The 15,576-nt window shown below is 72.7% G+C and carries 15 protein-coding genes; 10 read left to right on the top strand and 5 right to left on the bottom strand.

From position 1 onward, the window contains the following. Window positions 1–37: 37 nt before the first annotated feature. Entirely contained in the window at window positions 38–913 is an 876-nt protein-coding gene (locus ACIBH3_RS22770) for a sulfurtransferase (protein ID WP_396313871.1), read from the top strand. A 67-nt stretch (window positions 914–980) separates the two neighbouring features. On the opposite strand, the gene sepH is transcribed toward ACIBH3_RS22770, so the two are convergent. The 3 genes from sepH to ACIBH3_RS22755 all read right to left on the bottom strand — a co-directional run bounded on the left by sepH (window position 981) and on the right by ACIBH3_RS22755 (window position 5,299). Then, window positions 981–2,057 carry a septation protein SepH gene (gene sepH, locus ACIBH3_RS22765; RefSeq protein ID WP_396313870.1) on the bottom strand — a complete coding sequence of 359 codons (1,077 nt, stop codon included), beginning with the start codon at window positions 2,055–2,057 and terminating at the stop codon, window positions 981–983. A 581-nt stretch (window positions 2,058–2,638) separates the two neighbouring features. Continuing rightward, window positions 2,639–3,955 carry a D-arabinono-1,4-lactone oxidase gene (locus ACIBH3_RS22760; protein WP_396313869.1) on the bottom strand — a complete coding sequence of 439 codons (1,317 nt, stop codon included), beginning with the start codon at window positions 3,953–3,955 and terminating at the stop codon, window positions 2,639–2,641. Between the two features lie 90 nt (window positions 3,956–4,045). Further along, a complete protein-coding gene (locus ACIBH3_RS22755; RefSeq protein ID WP_396313868.1) occupies window positions 4,046–5,299 on the bottom strand; it encodes an MFS transporter in 1,254 nt (417 codons plus the stop codon). Window positions 5,300–5,431: 132 nt separating this feature from the next. Here ACIBH3_RS22755 and ACIBH3_RS22750 point away from each other — a divergent pair, with 132 nt between their 5' ends. Together ACIBH3_RS22750 and ACIBH3_RS22745 are read left to right on the top strand one after the other, a co-directional pair. Next, the gene (locus ACIBH3_RS22750) at window positions 5,432–6,574 is read left to right on the top strand and encodes a ferrochelatase (protein ID WP_396313867.1); all 1,143 of its coding nucleotides are present in this window, start codon (window positions 5,432–5,434) and stop codon (window positions 6,572–6,574) included. Between the two features lie 32 nt (window positions 6,575–6,606). After that, complete coding sequence (locus ACIBH3_RS22745; protein WP_396313866.1) at window positions 6,607–7,410, top strand: inositol monophosphatase family protein; 804 nt, start codon at window positions 6,607–6,609, stop codon at window positions 7,408–7,410. A 168-nt stretch (window positions 7,411–7,578) separates the two neighbouring features. Here the strand turns inward: ACIBH3_RS22745 and ACIBH3_RS22740 are convergent, their stop codons facing one another. After that, complete coding sequence (locus ACIBH3_RS22740; RefSeq protein WP_396313865.1) at window positions 7,579–7,764, bottom strand: hypothetical protein; 186 nt, start codon at window positions 7,762–7,764, stop codon at window positions 7,579–7,581. Window positions 7,765–8,288: 524 nt separating this feature from the next. On the opposite strand from ACIBH3_RS22740, the gene ACIBH3_RS22735 reads away from it, so the two are divergent. From ACIBH3_RS22735 to ACIBH3_RS22720, 4 genes are all read left to right on the top strand, one after another. Next, on the top strand, window positions 8,289–8,942 hold the full coding sequence (locus ACIBH3_RS22735; RefSeq protein ID WP_396313864.1) for a response regulator transcription factor: 654 nt from the start codon (window positions 8,289–8,291) through the stop codon (window positions 8,940–8,942). 58 nt (window positions 8,943–9,000) lie between these two features. Further along, the gene (locus ACIBH3_RS22730) at window positions 9,001–10,299 is read left to right on the top strand and encodes a sensor histidine kinase (protein ID WP_396313863.1); all 1,299 of its coding nucleotides are present in this window, start codon (window positions 9,001–9,003) and stop codon (window positions 10,297–10,299) included. A gap of 245 nt (window positions 10,300–10,544) precedes the next feature. Next, window positions 10,545–11,528 carry an acyl-ACP desaturase gene (locus ACIBH3_RS22725; protein ID WP_396313862.1) on the top strand — a complete coding sequence of 328 codons (984 nt, stop codon included), beginning with the start codon at window positions 10,545–10,547 and terminating at the stop codon, window positions 11,526–11,528. A 562-nt stretch (window positions 11,529–12,090) separates the two neighbouring features. Continuing rightward, on the top strand, window positions 12,091–12,390 hold the full coding sequence (locus ACIBH3_RS22720; RefSeq protein WP_396313861.1) for a DUF4193 domain-containing protein: 300 nt from the start codon (window positions 12,091–12,093) through the stop codon (window positions 12,388–12,390). A gap of 373 nt (window positions 12,391–12,763) precedes the next feature. On the opposite strand, the gene ACIBH3_RS22715 is transcribed toward ACIBH3_RS22720, so the two are convergent. After that, the gene (locus ACIBH3_RS22715) at window positions 12,764–13,210 is read right to left on the bottom strand and encodes a DUF3093 domain-containing protein (RefSeq protein ID WP_396313860.1); all 447 of its coding nucleotides are present in this window, start codon (window positions 13,208–13,210) and stop codon (window positions 12,764–12,766) included. Window positions 13,211–13,488: 278 nt separating this feature from the next. On the opposite strand from ACIBH3_RS22715, the gene ACIBH3_RS22710 reads away from it, so the two are divergent. The 3 genes from ACIBH3_RS22710 to ACIBH3_RS22700 are packed head-to-tail and all read left to right on the top strand — an operon-like array spanning window position 13,489 to window position 15,321. Next, a complete protein-coding gene (locus ACIBH3_RS22710; RefSeq protein ID WP_396313973.1) occupies window positions 13,489–13,992 on the top strand; it encodes a PaaI family thioesterase in 504 nt (167 codons plus the stop codon). Then, the gene (gene dut, locus ACIBH3_RS22705) at window positions 13,989–14,456 is read left to right on the top strand and encodes a dUTP diphosphatase (RefSeq protein WP_396313859.1); all 468 of its coding nucleotides are present in this window, start codon (window positions 13,989–13,991) and stop codon (window positions 14,454–14,456) included. The genes ACIBH3_RS22710 and dut overlap by 4 nt, the downstream gene beginning before the upstream one ends. Window positions 14,457–14,514: 58 nt before the next feature. Continuing rightward, window positions 14,515–15,321, top strand: coding sequence for a DUF3710 domain-containing protein (locus ACIBH3_RS22700; protein WP_396313858.1), 807 nt, complete (start codon window positions 14,515–14,517; stop codon window positions 15,319–15,321). Window positions 15,322–15,576 lie beyond the last annotated feature (255 nt).

Raw genomic sequence — 15,576 nt, 5'->3', positions numbered from 1 at the left:
AGCCGGGGGACGAGCACGCCGCGCGACAATGGCCGGCATGGACAGCTTCTCCCAGGACCTCCCGCCGGACTCCGGACCGGACTCCCCGCTGATCTCGGTCGGCGACCTCGCCCGGGCCCTCGGCTCCGCCCGGACGCCCGTACTGCTCGACGTGCGCTGGCAGTTGGGCGGCCCGCCCGGTGCCGAGGAGTACGCGGCCGGGCACCTGCCGGGCGCCCACTTCCTCGACCTGGACCGTGAACTCGCCGCTCCGCCCGGCGCGGCCGGCCGGCACCCGCTGCCCGACCCCGAGGCGCTCGGCCGGGCGCTGCGCCGGGCCGGGGTCGGCACCGGCGTACCGGTGGTCGTGTACGACGCGGGCCCGGCGACCTCGGCGGCCCGGGCCTGGTGGCTGCTGCGCTGGGCCGGGCACCGGGACGTCCGGGTGCTGGACGGCGGCCTGGCCGCCTGGCGCGCGGCCGGTCAGTCGCTCTCGACGGCGCTCCCCGCGCCCGCCGAGGGCGACTTCAAGCCCGTCCCCGGGCAGCTGCCGACCCTCGACGCCGACCAGGCCGCCGGCTTCGCCAGGACCGGTCTGCTGCTGGACGCCCGCGCGGGCGAGCGCTACCGGGGCGAGGTGGAGCCGATCGACCCGCGCGCGGGGCACATCCCCGGCGCGGTGAGCGCCCCGACCGCCGCGAACGTGGGTTCGGACGGCCGCTTCCTGGCGCCCGCGGCCCTCGCGGAGCGCTTCCGCGCGCTGGGCGCGGGCGAGCGGGAGGTCGCGGTGTACTGCGGTTCCGGGGTGACGGCGGCTCACCAGATCCTCGCCCTGGAGATCGCCGGCCACCGCGCCGCCCTCTACCCGGGCTCATGGAGCGAGTGGTCCGGCGACCCGGCCCGCCCCGCCGCCACCGGCCCCCAGCCGGGCTGACCCGCGGACCCGTACGTGCCGTGGAGTGGGAAGTCGGACCGGCCGACTTCCCACTCCACGCGCGGTACTACTCCTGTTTCTTGCGGCGGCTGCCGAAGACGATCTCGTCCCAGCTGGGTACCGTCGCCCGACGCCCGGGGCGGACGCCGTCCGCCTCGGCCTGACGGTCCGTCGTGCCGACCAGCCGCTCGCGGTGCGGGGCGACCGCACGCGGCATCAGGATGTCCGCGTACGCCGAGCCCGCGCCGATGTTGGCGGCGGGGGCGGCCGGCTCCTCGCTCTCCTCGGCGACCTCGGGCGGCGCCACCGGTTCGATCTGGGCCGGACCGGCCGCGAGGTCCCCGCGGAAGGCGGGCACCACGTCCAGCAGGCTGGTCAGCGAGTCCCGGGACTCGGCCGTGGCCTCACGGGACTCCCGTACCTCACGCGCCGACATGATCCGGTCCGCCGAGGGCCGATCGATCATCGGGCGCAGCGGACGCTCGTGCGGGAGCCGGGCGATCCGCGGGATGAACGGGAAGACCTGTTCCTCCTCGCGCTCGACGTTCTCGCCGATCAGCGCGCGGGCCTCGTCGTCGTTGGGCTGGACCAGGCGGCGGGGCGGGTCGTACGTCCAGCTGGCGCTGCGGCCCTCGCCGTCGGCGCGGTACCCGAGGATGACCTCCCAGGTGCCGTCGTCGCGGCGCCAGGAGTCCCAGCGCTCGGTGTCCTTCTCGGCGCCGCGCAGGGCGAGCCGCTCCGCGACGGCCTCGCCGAGCTGCGGTCCGGTGGATTCGCCGTGCCGGCGGATGGCGGTCTTCCTGGCCCGCTCGGCCATGAAGGCACGCTCGGCGAGCACGGGGCCTTCGAAGCGGCGGACCCGGTCGACCGAGATGCCCGCTGCCTGGGCCACCTCCTCGGCGGAGGCACCGGCTCGTATCCGCGCCTGGATGTCGCGGGGCCGCAGGTGGCTCTCGACCTCGATCTCGATCTGGCCGAGGCGCGGGCGGTCCCCGCGGATGGCGGCGCGCAGCCGCTCGTCGATGGGGAGGGTGTACTCCGTGCTGTCGGCAGCCTTGAGCACCAGCCGTGTGCCGTCGTTGCTGACGGCCACGACGCGCAGTTCGGGCACGGTTACCTCCCGGGTGGTGCCTGCCGACGTCACCTGCGTCGCTGCTCCCGTACTGAGTGTGGCCTGCCCACTCGCGACTGGCCACAACCTTGCTGAGTTCCCCGGCGTGTCGGGCTGTCGCCCGAGTCAGCCGCTGTGGCACGGTTGCCTTTTTGCCACGTCACTGATCGACGTCGCGCCTGGGTGTCCCGGCCGTCCTCGCACCTGGAGTGGAGCGACGATCCGGGACGGGCGTCGCCGTGCGTACCTGGCCCGTAGTCCTTGGGCGATCTACCGGTTGATGGGTAGTCGACAAGTTGACCGAAGGCTCAGGCTCCACGAACAGTACTCCATTCGTGGCATCGGGAGGGGCGGCTCGCCGCTCAAGTCTCCCGCGATTCACGGGAATCTCAAGAGCGGGCACCCCAATGGCCGACCACCCGCCCGGCCCACGGTGATCATCTTCACATATATCGACCGAGTGGAACCGGATTTCCGCCCCTTGTGTCCTGGTTTGGAAGAATAGAGCGACTTGACCGAGAAAGTGCCGTACTGGCCGGGGGGGGGGTGTTGATGCCTCCCCGGGTGCGCCGGCGCCCTGACCGTCCGCGCCCCGGCGCGGCCGGGGCGCGGGCCTACTCGCCGAGCACCCGCCGCAGGTGGTCGTTGCCGAACAGCCGGCTCGGGTCGACCTTGTCCCGCAGCGCGGTGAAGTCGGCGAAATGCGGGTAGACGCCGGCCAGGTACCCGGCGTCCCGGGTGTGCAGCTTGCCCCAGTGCGGCCGCCCCCGGTAGGCGGTCATCAACTTCTCCACCTCCGTGAAGTAGCCCTGCTCGGCGGTGCCCCGGTAGAGGTGGACGGCGATGTAGGCGCTGTCGCGGCCGCTGGCGGTGGAGAGCCAGAGGTCGTCCGCGGGCGCGAAGCGCACCTCCACCGGGAAGCTGATCCGCCAGCGCGAGCGCTCGACGAGCGCCTTGAGCTCGCGCAGCACCTCGACGACGGCCGCGCGCGGCACGGCGTACTCCATCTCCGTGAAACGCACCCTGCGGGGGCTGGTGAACACCCGGTACGCGGTGTCGGTGTAGGTGCGCTCCGACCAGGCGCGGCTGGCGAGCGCGGCGATCGCCGGGATGGCGGCGGGGCAGCGGCGGCCGATCCGGCAGGCGCCCTCCCAGACGGTGTTGGAGAGGAAGTCGTCGTCCAGCCAGGCCTTGAACGCGGGCAGCGGCGCGGCCGGCCCCTGGCTTCGGTTGTTGCGCTTGGTGGAGCAGCGGTCGGTGTGCGGGAACCAGTAGAACTCGAAGTGCTCGTTGACGGCCGTCAGCTCGTCCAGCCCCGCGAGTACCTCGCCGAAGCGCATGGGCTGTTCACGGGCGGTGAGCAGGAAGGCCGGTTCGACGCCGAAGGTGATCGCGCTGATCACGCCGAGGGCGCCGAGGCCCAGGCGTGCGCCCTGGAAGAGTTCGGGCTGCTCGGTCGGTGAGCACTGCTGCACGCTGCCGTCCGCGAGGACGATCTCCAGGGCCCTGATCTGCGCGGCGAGTGAGCCGGAGTCCCGGCCGGTGCCGTGGGTGCCGGTGCTGGTGGCGCCGGCCACGGTCTGGACCTCGATGTCGCCCATGTTGGTCAGGGCCAGACCCGCGGCCTCCAGCAGCCGGTTGAGGCGCGCGAGCGGCAGGCCCGACTCGACGGTGACCGTCCCGGCGGCGTGGTCCAGTTCACGGACGGCGGTGAGGGCGTCGGGACGGATCAGGACGCCGTCGCCCGCGCCGGCGATGGCGGTGAAGGAGTGTCCGGAGCCGACCGCCTTGACCGTCCGCCCGGCCTGCGCGGCCCGGCGGACGATCTCGCCCAGTTCGGCCGCCGAGGCCGGCGCGAGGACCTCGGCGGGGCGGGCGCTCTGGTTGCCGGCCCAGTTGGTCCAGCTCCCGGCGGTGGTGGCCTGAGACATGCGGTGCCTCCTGCTACGTGGCCGAACGAGGTCGGCGCGCTCCGGGCGGCAGGTCCCCGCCTACCCGTGGGTAGCAGGAGCGTAGTCAGTTCACCGTTCCAGGTCTACGGTCAGTGCGGGCCCTTCGGCGTCCGCCTCCGGCAGCCCGGAGCGCAGCCTTCCCAGACCCGCCAGCGCGGTCAGCGCACCGAACGCGGCGGCGCTGACGGGCACCCAGTACGCGGCCGGGGCGCCCGCCGCGTCCACCATCCAGCCCGCCGCCGAGGAGCCGAGCGCGACGCCCAGGGCGAGGCCGGTGGTCGTCCAGGTCATCCCCTCGGTGAGCTGCGCGGCCGGGACGAGCCGCTCGACCAGGGCCATCGCGGTGATCAGGGTGGGCGAGATGGAGATGCCGGCCAGGAACAGCGCGGCGCCGATCGAGACCAGCCCGGCGATGCCGGTGACGGTCTCGGCCACCACGACCAGCGGGATCATGCTCACCGCCATCACGGCGACGCCGCCGAGGAATCGCCCGGCCATCGAGCCCTTGAGCCGCAGCGTCCCGAAGACCACCCCGGCCAGGCAGGAGCCCAGCGCGTACAGGGCGAGCACCAGGCTGGCGGCGGCGGTGTGCCCCTGCTCCTGGGCGAACGCCACGGTGACCACCTCCACCGAGCCGAAGATCGCGCCGGTCGCGACGAAGGTCAGCACCAGGACCTGGAGCCCGGCGTTGCGGATCGCCGAGCCGCCGGTGTGGTGGGCCGCCGGGTGCACGGGCGGCTCGGTGCGGCGCTGCGCGGTGAACAGCACCATGCCCACGCTCAGGAACACGCCCGCGAGCAGCACGCCGGCCTCCGGGAAGACCGCGGTGGCCAGGCCGATGGCGAGGATCGGGCCGACGATGAAGCAGACCTCGTCCATCACGGCCTCGAAGGAGTACGCGGTGTGCAGCTTGGGCGCCTCGTCGCTGTACAGGTACGCCCAGCGGGCCCGGACCATCGCGCCGGTGCTCGGCATGCCGCCCATGGCGGCCGCGCAGACGAAGAGCGTCCAGTCCGGCGCGTCCAGACGGGCGCAGAGCAGCAGGCCGGCGGCGGCCGCGATGGTGATCGCGGTCGCGGGCAGGGCGACCCGGCGCTGCCCGTAGCGGTCCACCAGCCGGGAGACCTGCGGGCCCGCCACGGCCGCCGCCAGCGCCAGCACCGCCGAGACCGCGCCCGCCACCCCGTAGGAGCCGCGGAGCTGGGAGAGCATGGTCACGATGCCGATGCCGGTCATCGAGATCGGCAGCCGGCTTATGAAGCCGGTGAGCGAGAAGGCCAGACTGCCGGGGGCGGCGAAGATCTGGCGGTAGCTGGACAGCACTGGGGCTCCGCGGTTGAGGGTAAGGAACATAGCTGGCGTACACAGCTTACGTACCCTGGCAATCGAGATATGCCGGTCTCGGGGCGCGGGCGCGTCGGCCCGCCCGACGCCGACAGTGGCAGGATCAGTCCCATGTCCGACGCGCGCAAACCCTCACCTTCCGGCGCCGCCCCTTACGACGCGCTGCTGCTCCTCTCCTTCGGCGGGCCCGAGGCCCCCGAGGACGTCGTCCCGTTCCTGGAGAACGTGACCCGGGGCCGGGGCATCCCCAAGGAGCGGCTCCAGGAGGTCGGCAAGCACTACTTCCTGTTCGGCGGCGTCAGCCCGATCAACGAGCAGAACCGCGAGCTGCTCGCCGCGCTGCGCAAGGACTTCGCCGAGCACGGCCTGGACCTGCCGGTCTACTGGGGCAACCGCAACTGGGCCCCGTACCTGACCGACACCCTGCGCGAGCTGGCCGCCGACGGCCACCGCAGCATCGCGGTGCTCTGCACCAGCGCGTACGCCGGCTACTCCGGCTGCCGCCAGTACCGCGAGAACCTGGCCGACGCGCTGGCGCAGCTCGCCGACGAGGGCGTGGCGCCGCTGCGGGTCGACAAGCTGCGGCACTTCTACAACCACCCCGGCTTCGTCGGCCCGATGATCGACGCGACGCTCGCCGCGCTCGCCGAGCTGCCCGCCGCCGTCCGCGACGAGGCCCGGCTGGCGTTCACCACCCACTCCATCCCCGAGAGCATGGCGCAGAGCTCCGGCGCGCCCGGCGACCCGGCCCGGGACACCCCCGGCGGCGCGTACGTCGCCCAGCACCTCGACGTCGCCCGGCTCATCGCCGAGGCGCTCGCCCAGGCCACCGGCGTCCAGGACCGCCCGTGGGAACTGGTCTTCCAGAGCCGCAGCGGCGCCCCGCACATCCCGTGGCTGGAACCCGACATCTGCGACCACCTGGAGGCCGTGCACGGGGCCGGCGCGCCGGCCGTGGTGATGGTGCCGATCGGCTTCGTCTCCGACCACATGGAGGTCAAGTACGACCTCGACACCGAGGCCCGCGCCAAGGCCGCCGACCTGGGCCTGCCCGTCGCCCGGGCCGCCACCGTCGGTGCCGACCGGCGCTTCACCGCCGCCGTGCGCGAACTCCTGCTGGAGCGGGCCGCCACCGAGCGCGGCGAGGCCGTCACCCGCTGCGCCCTGGGCGCGCTCGGGCCCAGCCACGACCGCTGCGCGGTCGCCTGCTGCCCCAACCCGCGGGCCCCGCGCCCGGCCGCCGCCCAGGCCTGACCTGCCCCGCACCCGCCGAGAGGACCACACCCGTGCCTAGCCCAGAACTGCTGGACGAGCTGCTCGCCGTCGCCCTGGACGCCGCCCGGCAGGCCGGGGACCTGCTGCGCGACGGCCGCCCCGCCGACCTGGGCGTGGCCGGCACCAAGAGCAGCCCGGTCGACGTGGTCACCGAGATGGACCTCGCCTCCGAGAAGCTCGTCCTGGAGCTGATCACCGGCCGCCGCCCGCAGGACGGCTACCTCGGCGAGGAGGGCGCCGACCGGCCGGGCAGCAGCGGGGTGCGCTGGGTGGTCGACCCGCTCGACGGCACCGTCAACTACCTCTACGGGCTTCCCTCCTGGGGGGTCAGCGTGGCCGCCGAGCTGGACGGGCGCGCGGTGGTGGGCGTGGTGGCCGTGCCGGCCAGGGACGAGGTCTTCCACGCCGTCCTGGGTCGCGGCGCGCACCTGGGCGGCCGGCCGCTGACGGCCCGCCCCGCCCCGCCGTGGGGCCAGGCGCTGATCGGCACCGGGTTCAACTACGTCCAGGCCGCGCGCGTTCACCAGGCCGAGGTGCTGCTCGCGCTGATGCCCGAGGTGCGCGACATCCGCCGGGCGGGCGCGGCCGCCGTCGACCTGTGCGACGTCGCGGCCGGCCGGCTCGACGGCTTCTACGAGCGCGGCCTCCAGCCCTGGGACCGCGCGGCCGGTGTGCTGATCGCGGCCGAGGCCGGGGCCCGCACCGGCGGCCGCCCCGGCCGGGAGGCCGACGGCGAGCTGACGGTCACCGCGCCGCCCGGCGTCTTCGAACCGCTCCAGGCCAGGCTGGAGGAGCTCGGCGCCTGGCACGACTGACCCCGCCCGGCGAGCGGACCCCTGCCGCCCGGCGGGCGGATCGGGGCAGCGAAGAGCCCTGGCACACGGCAGGTGCCAGGGCTTGGGTTTCGCGGGCGCTGGGAGCCCTCGGGTACTGCTGTCGGGGCCGGTCAGGGCCCCTGGGTGGGGTGGGTCGGGTCTCTCGGGTCAGGCGGCGCTGCGGTGCCGCTCCAGCACCGTGTCGACGCCGTGTTCGGCGGCGAGTCGGCGGAGATCGTCCAGTTCGGACTGCTCCACCTCGGCCAGGAACTCGTCCCCGGACTCGAGGGCGCGGTGCAGATCCTGTTCGGCGTTCTGAATGCGCTGCAGGATTCCGGCGGTGAAGGCGTCCATACGGGCCCCCTTACTTTGTCGGACGTGCACGGTCGGGCGTTCTCCGGCTCGGAGTGCGGTGGCCAACGGAAGCGTCCGGAACCGGTGCCAATGCTCCGGTCGGGCGCGGAGACGGCCTACGGCCACTCCCGGTGACAATCCAACCCCAGGCCGGCGCGGATGAACGCACGGCGGGTGGGTGCGACCGGCCAACAGCCAGATCGCGGGTGTGCACCTGTCCTCCCCACCCCCCGGCCGGGGAAACCTCCCACCCTGAGAAAGTTGCCCGCGTCACAGTCCAATCGGAGCCCGGGCGCCCGCTACCGCCACCGCCCGTGGCCGCGCCCTGCCCCGTGGGAGCCCGATCCGCTGGTCTTACCGCTGCTTTACGAGCGGACCAGGCAGGATGTAGACACCGTCGGAGTCGAATGGTCCGCTCCCGGGGCCGGCCGCCGGTCCCGCCGTGGCCGTCGGCGCCGCGCCCGCCGCACAGCCGGCCCGCACGGGCGGTGGACGGGGGCCGGACTCCAGAAAGGACAACCATCGTGCGGGTACTCGTCGTCGAGGACGAGCAGCTGCTCGCCGAAGCCGTCGCGACCGGCCTGCGCCGCGAGGCCATGGCCGTCGACGTGGTGTACGACGGGGAGGCCGCGCTCCAGCGGATCGCGGTCAACGACTACGACGTGGTCGTCCTCGACCGTGACCTGCCGCTGGTGCACGGGGACGACGTCTGCCGCAGCATCGTGGAGCAGAGCCTGGCCACCCGGGTGATCATGCTGACCGCCTCCGGCGACATCAGTGACCGGGTCGAGGGCCTGGAGATCGGCGCCGACGACTACCTCCCCAAGCCGTTCGCCTTCAGCGAACTCGTCGCCCGGGTACGCGCCCTGGGCCGACGCGCCACCGTCCCGCTGCCGCCCGTCCTGGAGCGCGCCGGCATCTCGCTCGACCCCGGCCGCCGCGAGGTGATCCGCGACGACAAGCCGATCCAGCTGGCCCCCAAGGAGTTCGCCGTGCTGGAGGTGCTGATGCGCGCCGGCGGCGCCGTGGTCTCCGCCGAACAGCTGCTGGAGAAGGCGTGGGACGAGCACACCGACCCGTTCACCAACGTCGTCCGGGTCACCGTGATGACCCTGCGACGCAAGCTCGGCGACCCGGCCGTCATCGTCACCGTCCCCGGCTCCGGCTACCGGATCTGACCCGCCGCCGGCGCTCTCCCGCGCCCGGCCGTCCGACATTCTGGCTGAGAGGAACGCCATGACCACCCCGCCCCCGGCCGGCGGGCCCTCCGGCGCGCCCGCCGGCGGCCCCCGCGCCGTACCGCCCCGCCCGCCGCACCCCCCACGCCCACCCAAGATCCACGAGCCGCAGCTCTACACCCCCGGTGACGGGATGCTCGCCTGGCTGCCGTTCCGGCCGACCATCCGCATCCGCCTCACCCTGCTCTACGGCGGGATGTTCCTGATGGCCGGCGTGGTCCTGCTGCTGGTGATGTACTTCTTCGTCCGGCAGGCGTTCCAGGACGTCCCCCCGCCGACATTCCGCTTCCAGCCGGACCTGATCAACGTCAACGGCCGGGACCAGACCTCCCAGCAGTTCAACCAGCAGCTGATCCAGAGCCAGGCGGCGACCACCAACGTCGCCCTCAACACCCTGCTGCGCAAGTCCCTCACCGTCCTGGTCTGCCTCGCCGTGATCGCCTTCGCCGCGGGCTACGCGATGGCCGGCCGGGTGCTGCGCCCACTGGGCCGCATCACCCGTACCGCCCGCGAGGTGGCCAGCTCCGACCTGCACCGGCGGATCGAGCTGGACGGCCCGGACGACGAGCTCAAGGAGCTCGCCGACACCTTCGACGACATGCTCGACCGCCTGGACCGCTCCTTCGACTCCCAGCGACGCTTCGTCGCCAACGCCTCGCACGAGCTGCGCACCCCGCTGGCGATCAACCGCACCCTGCTGGAGGTACAGCTCTCCGACCCCGGTGCCTCCGCCGACCTCCAGCAGCTCGGCAAGACCCTGCTCGCCACCAACGAACGCAGCGAGCAACTGGTCGAGGGCCTGCTGCTGCTGGCCCGCAGCGACAACGAGCTGCTCGACCGGCGCCCGGTCGAGCTCTCCGAGGTCGCCACCCGGGCGCTGGAACAGATCCGCCCGGAGGCCGAGCGGCGCGAGGTCAAGCTGCGCCCCACGCTCGCCCTGACCACCGTCTCGGGCAACGGCGTGCTGCTGGAGCGGATCGCCCTCAACCTGGTGCAGAACGCCGTCCGGTACAACTCGCCCGACGGCTGGGTTGAGATCTCCACCCACGAGGTGCCCGGCGGGGGCGGTGAGCTGGTGGTGAGCAACACCGGACCGATCGTCCCCGGGTACGAGCTGGAGCACATCTTCGAGCCGTTCCGGCGGGTCAAGGGCGCCGACCGGACCCGCAGCGACAAGGGCGTCGGCCTCGGCCTGTCCATCGTCCGCTCGGTGGTCCGCGCCCACGGCGGCGTCATCGAGGCCACACCGCGCGCCGGAGGGGGTCTGACGATGCGCGTGCGTATCCCGGGCGCCTGAACCGCTCGCCGCGCTGCTACGCACCCCTGTATGCCCTCTGCGTGCCCCTCGGGGCGCGAGGCGCTCCGAGGGGCGACCGATTCACCACACACCAAGCCGCCCCGGCCGGGCCTGTTAAGACCGCATAAGCCCTGGCCCGGGGCGGCTTGTCATTTCCGGTCCGAGCAACTTACGGTGTCGTAACCTACGCATCCGTAAGTGAGCCCGTCCGCGTCGTCAGCAAGGCCGTCCCTCAGGAGCAAGTCGTGACCATCGCACCCGTGCAGCGCACCGCATCGGCCGGTTCGGCCGCCTGGACCGACGCGCGTCTGATCCTGGCCCTGGAGGAGGTGGTCGAGACCGAACTCAACCGCCACCTGAAGGTCGCCAAGGAGTGGATGCCGCACGAGTTCGTCCCGTGGAGCCAGGGCCGCGACTTCGACGGCGTACTGGGCGGTGAGGCGTGGTCGGTGGAGCAGTCCAAGGTGACGCCGCTCGGGCGGATCTCGCTGGTCGTGAACCTGCTGACCGAGGACAACCTCCCCAGCTACCACCACGAGATCGCCACCATGTTCGGCCGCGAGGGCGCCTGGGGCACCTGGGTGCACCGCTGGACGGCCGAGGAGGGCCGGCACGGAATAGCGATCCGTGACTACCTGCTCGCCACCAGGGCCGTCGACCCGGTGGAGCTGGAGCGGGCCCGGATGTTCCACATGTCCGAGGGCTTCGAGTCCGACAACGCGCACAGCATGCTGCACTCGGTCGCCTACGTGGCCTTCCAGGAGCTGGCGACCCGCATCTCGCACCGCAACACCGGCCACTTCGCCGGCGACCCGCTCTGCGACCAGCTGCTCGCCAAGATCGCCAATGACGAGAACCTGCACATGGTCTTCTACCGGAACCTGCTGAGGGCCGCCCTGGAGATCGCGCCGGACCAGGCGATGCGCGCCGTCGCCGACGTGGTGATCAACTTCCGGATGCCCGGCCACGGCATGCCCGGCTTCGAGCGCTCCGCCGCCCAGATCGCCATCGGCGGGATCTACAACCTGCGCATCCACCACGACGATGTGCTTCAGCCGGTGCTGCGCCACCTCAAGGTGATGGACATCGGCGGCCTCGGCCCGGAGGGCCTGCAGGCCCAGCAGGAGCTCGGACTCTTCCTCGACGGACTGGACGCGCAGGCGACCAAGTTCGACGAGCGGCAGGCCGCGCTGCTGGCCCGGCGGGCCGCCAACGCCGCCCGGAAGTAACCCACCGGTCGTCCGCGAACGCGTCGGTCAGGGCGCCGGAAGGTGTCGGTCGGGGCGCCCGACGGGGTGCCGGACGGGTGTCGGAGGGAGCATTGGACGGGGCGTCGGGCTGGGTGGATTTCCCAGACTTTGCCCCGAAAATTCCTCGAACGTGACGAAGGTCACAATCCATCGCTCCACACGTTCGGATGACCCCGTAGGGTGATCATGACCCGCGTCACTCCGGTCGCGGTCCGTGATCGGTCGCCCGCCCGGGCCGCCGGGCAGGGGTTAGCGGTCCATGCTGGTGGGCAGGGGAGTTGGCGAAGGCTCGCACGCCGCGCGATCACTGTGGGTGTCCGTCCGAAGGGGCGTACAGTTCGTCGGTGATGGCCCTGAGTGAGGCCGTCCGGTCCTCGTTCGATCACCCCAACGGCCCCCCGGCTGAGTGTCGATTGAGTAACAGGGCTTGAAGTAAGGCAAAATCTCCGCCTCGGGTCGGGCACAAGACCGACCCCCCATGCGTTACGTGCGCTGGAGATACCGCACACACCGCAAACACCCGGAGGGGGAGAGCGAAAAAATGGCAACGGACTACGACACCCCACGCAAGACCGATGACGACCTCAACGAGGACAGCATCGAGGAACTCAAGGCTCGGCGGAACGAGAAGACGACCAGCTCGGTCGACGTCGACGAGTTCGAGGCGGCCGAGGGACTGGAGCTCCCGGGCGCCGACCTCTCGAACGAGGAGCTCTCGGTCCGGGTGCTCCCGCGCCAGGCCGACGAGTTCACCTGCATGAGCTGCTTCCTCGTGCACCACCGCAGCCAGCTGTACAGCGAGAAGAACGGCAACCCGATCTGCCGGGACTGCGGCGCCTGAGCACGGGGCGGTCTCGGCCCGGGACCCACGCTCCGCGTGGGCTCGGCACACCGCCCCTTCCGGCCCCGGGCAGCGGGGCCGGAGGCAGATCCGGCGGTCGCCCAGGCGGCGGCCGCACCGGCAGGACAGTCCTGCGGCGTGGAGCAGTGAACAGCGCGTCAACAGCAGTACCGGAGTACATGGGGCGGTCCCGCACAGTGCGGAGCCGTCCCTCCTCCGTATCCGGGCCCGGGCGCCGGGGCCCGCTCCGCCCGGTGGGCGCCCCCCAGCACCTGCCGGGGTGCGCCCTGTCCCCAGGGGCCTCCGGGCCTCTTCGAGCCGGGACCACCGCGGCCCGCCGGCCGGGACGCCGCCCGCGCGGCCCGGCCGGTCGTCAGGCCGCCGTACGCCGGGCCTCGGCCAGCGCAGCCGCCAGCCGCTCGGGTGAGCGCGTGGACAGGTACAGGTACGGCGTCGGGTCGGCCGGGTCGACCACCTCGACCCGCAGCGCCGTCGGGACGTAGCTGCGCAGCAGCATGAAAGCCCGGGGGTCGGCCTTGACCCCGCGCCAGGCCACCGCCTCGACCTGGTTCAGCGGGTGGGCCTTGCCGAGCGCCTCCACCGGGATCCGGGCCTGGCCCGCCACCAGCGAGCCCTGCACCACCCTGATCCGGGCCGAGCCGTAGCTGCTCACGGCGGCGGCGCCGGCCGCGATGCCGACCACCAGCCCGATCAGCGCACCGACCGCGCTGAGCCGCAGCAGGATCAGCGCGAGCGTCAACCCCAGCGCGACGGGAAGGAGCCACCAGGAGCGCGGAGCGGTGAGGCGTTCGTCGTACATGAGCCCATTGTGGGCGCCGGGGCGCGCGAGACCGGACGCACCCCCGGCCGAGCCCTTGCTACCGGTCGGTAGGGTTTGCGCCTGTGACCGGAACCATCGCCTCCCCGTCAGCGCCGCAGGGCTCAGAGGAGCCCGCCGAGCGCCAGTCCGCACAGCCCCTCCCGCCCGAGCGGCCCGGCCTGCCGCCGGTACCGCTCCCGCCGACCCGGCTCTCGCCGACCACGCCGCCGGCGGAGGCCGTCCTGCCGCCCCGCCCCGCCGGGGCCCCGGCACCCGGCATGCCGCTCGGCACCCACTACGACGAGTGCTTCGGCTGCGGCCCGCACCACTCGTCGGGCCTGCGGCTGGACGCGATCGCCGGCGAGGGCCTGGACGTCACCGCCGAACTCACCGTCCGGCCCTTCCACCAGGGCGGTCCCGGCCTGGCCCACGGCGGCCTGCTGACCACCGCCATGGACGAGACGCTCGGCACGCTCAACTGGCTGCTGCTCGCCCCCGCCGTCACCGGCAGGCTGGAGACGGACTTCCTGCGTCCGGTGCCGGTCGACTCGGTCCTGCACATCCATGCCTGGGTGACGGGTGTGCACGGCCGCAAGGTCTACAGCGCGGGGGAGGGGCGGATCGGTGGCCCCGGCGGCCCGGTGGCGATCCGGGCGCAGGCACTCTTCATCCAGGTGAAGCTGGAACACTTCACTACGCACGGTCGCCCCCAGGACATCAAGAAGGTCCTGGACGACCGCGATCTGATGAAGCGCGCCCAAGCCTTTGAGGTGAATCCGTGAGCACCACCGCCCGCCCGCCGGTAGACGTTCTGATCAGGCGAATCGATCCCGAGCTGCCGCTGCCCGCCTACGCGCAGCCCGGCGACGCGGGAGCCGACCTGCGCACGACGGTCGACGCCGAACTGGCCCCCGGTGAGCGGATCGTGCTGCCCACCGGCATCGCCGTCGCGCTGCCGGACGGCTACGCGGCCTTCGTGCACCCGCGTTCGGGACTCGCAGCTCGTTGCGGCGTTGCACTGGTGAACGCCCCAGGGACGGTCGATGCCGGGTACCGTGGGGAGATCAAGGTGATCGTCGTCAACTTGGACCCGCGCGAGGGGGTCAGCTTCCGCCGCGGGGACAGAATCGCCCAGCTGGTGATCCAGCAGGTCGAGAAGGCCCGCTTCCACGAGGTGGCAGAGCTGCCCGGGTCGGCCCGTGCCGAAGGCGGGTTCGGGTCGACTGGTGGCCATGCCGCGGTCTAGCGGACCCACGCTATTCGCAGATATTCTCGTCGGTCTTTGACCGGGAAGGACAGTGACCGTGTTCCGTCGTCGCCAGAAGAGCGAGGACGCTGTCGAGCAGCTCGCCGACGACGCCATCAGCGCCGACGAGACGGCCGATGACGTCGAAGGTTCCGCCGACTCCGAGAGCGAGAACGTGACCGAGCTGGACCCGGGTGACCGGGTCGGCCTGCCGCCGGCTCCGCGTCCGGACGGCCCGTGGGACCACTCCGAGCTGGAGCAGCCGGAGGAGGGCCGCGTGGATCTCGGGGGCCTGCTGGTTCCCGGGGTCGAGGGCATGGAGCTTCGGGTGGAGGTGGCCGGCGACTCGATCGTGGCCGCCACGCTCGTGCTCGGTAACAGCGCCATCCAGTTGCAGGCCTTCGCCGCCCCCAAGTCCGAGGGCATCTGGGGCGAGGTCCGCGAGGAGATCGCCAACGGCATCACCGCGCAGGGTGGTCTGGTCGAGGAGGAGGAGGGCCCGCTGGGCTGGCACCTCCGCGCCCAGGTCCCGGTGCAGCTGCCGGACGGCACCCAGGGCGTCCAGCTCGTGCGCTTCGTCGGCTGTGACGGCCCGCGTTGGTTCCTGCGCGGTGTGATCTCGGGCCAGGCGGCCGTGCAGCCGGAGATGGCCGGGATCCTCGAGCAGGTCTTCCAGCAGACCGTCGTCGTCCGCGGTGAGAGCCCGATGGCCCCGCGCGACCCGATCGTGCTGAAGCTCCCCGAGGACGCGCAGATGGTCGCCGACGGCGGCGTCGCCGGCGCCGGCGAGGGCGACGGGGCCCGCTTCGGTGGCACCTCGCTCGACCCGTTCGCGCGCGGCCCGGAGATCACCGAGGTCCGCTGACACCACGATCGCCCTCGCTCCGGGAGACCGGCGCGGGGGCGATTTGCTTGTGGCGGCGGGGTGGCCGTAGAGTTCCGGAGTCGCACCGAGAGGGGCGGCGGAAAGCAAGTCGGAAAGCGAAACTCCGGAAAACGGAGCGGAAAACATCTGATAAGCTTGGAACACGAAAGAGCGAAGCGCCCGGAGAGTTCACGAGAGTGGCTCGAAGGAAGTGTCCGTTCCTTGAGAACTCAACAGCGTGCCAAAAGTCAACGC

It is taken from the genome of Kitasatospora sp. NPDC050543 (assembly GCF_044457565.1).
In the GTDB taxonomy this organism is placed as follows: domain Bacteria; phylum Actinomycetota; class Actinomycetes; order Streptomycetales; family Streptomycetaceae; genus Kitasatospora.
The sequence above is the reverse complement of the archived record's forward strand: the minus strand, read 5'-3'. Positions and strand labels throughout refer to the sequence as shown.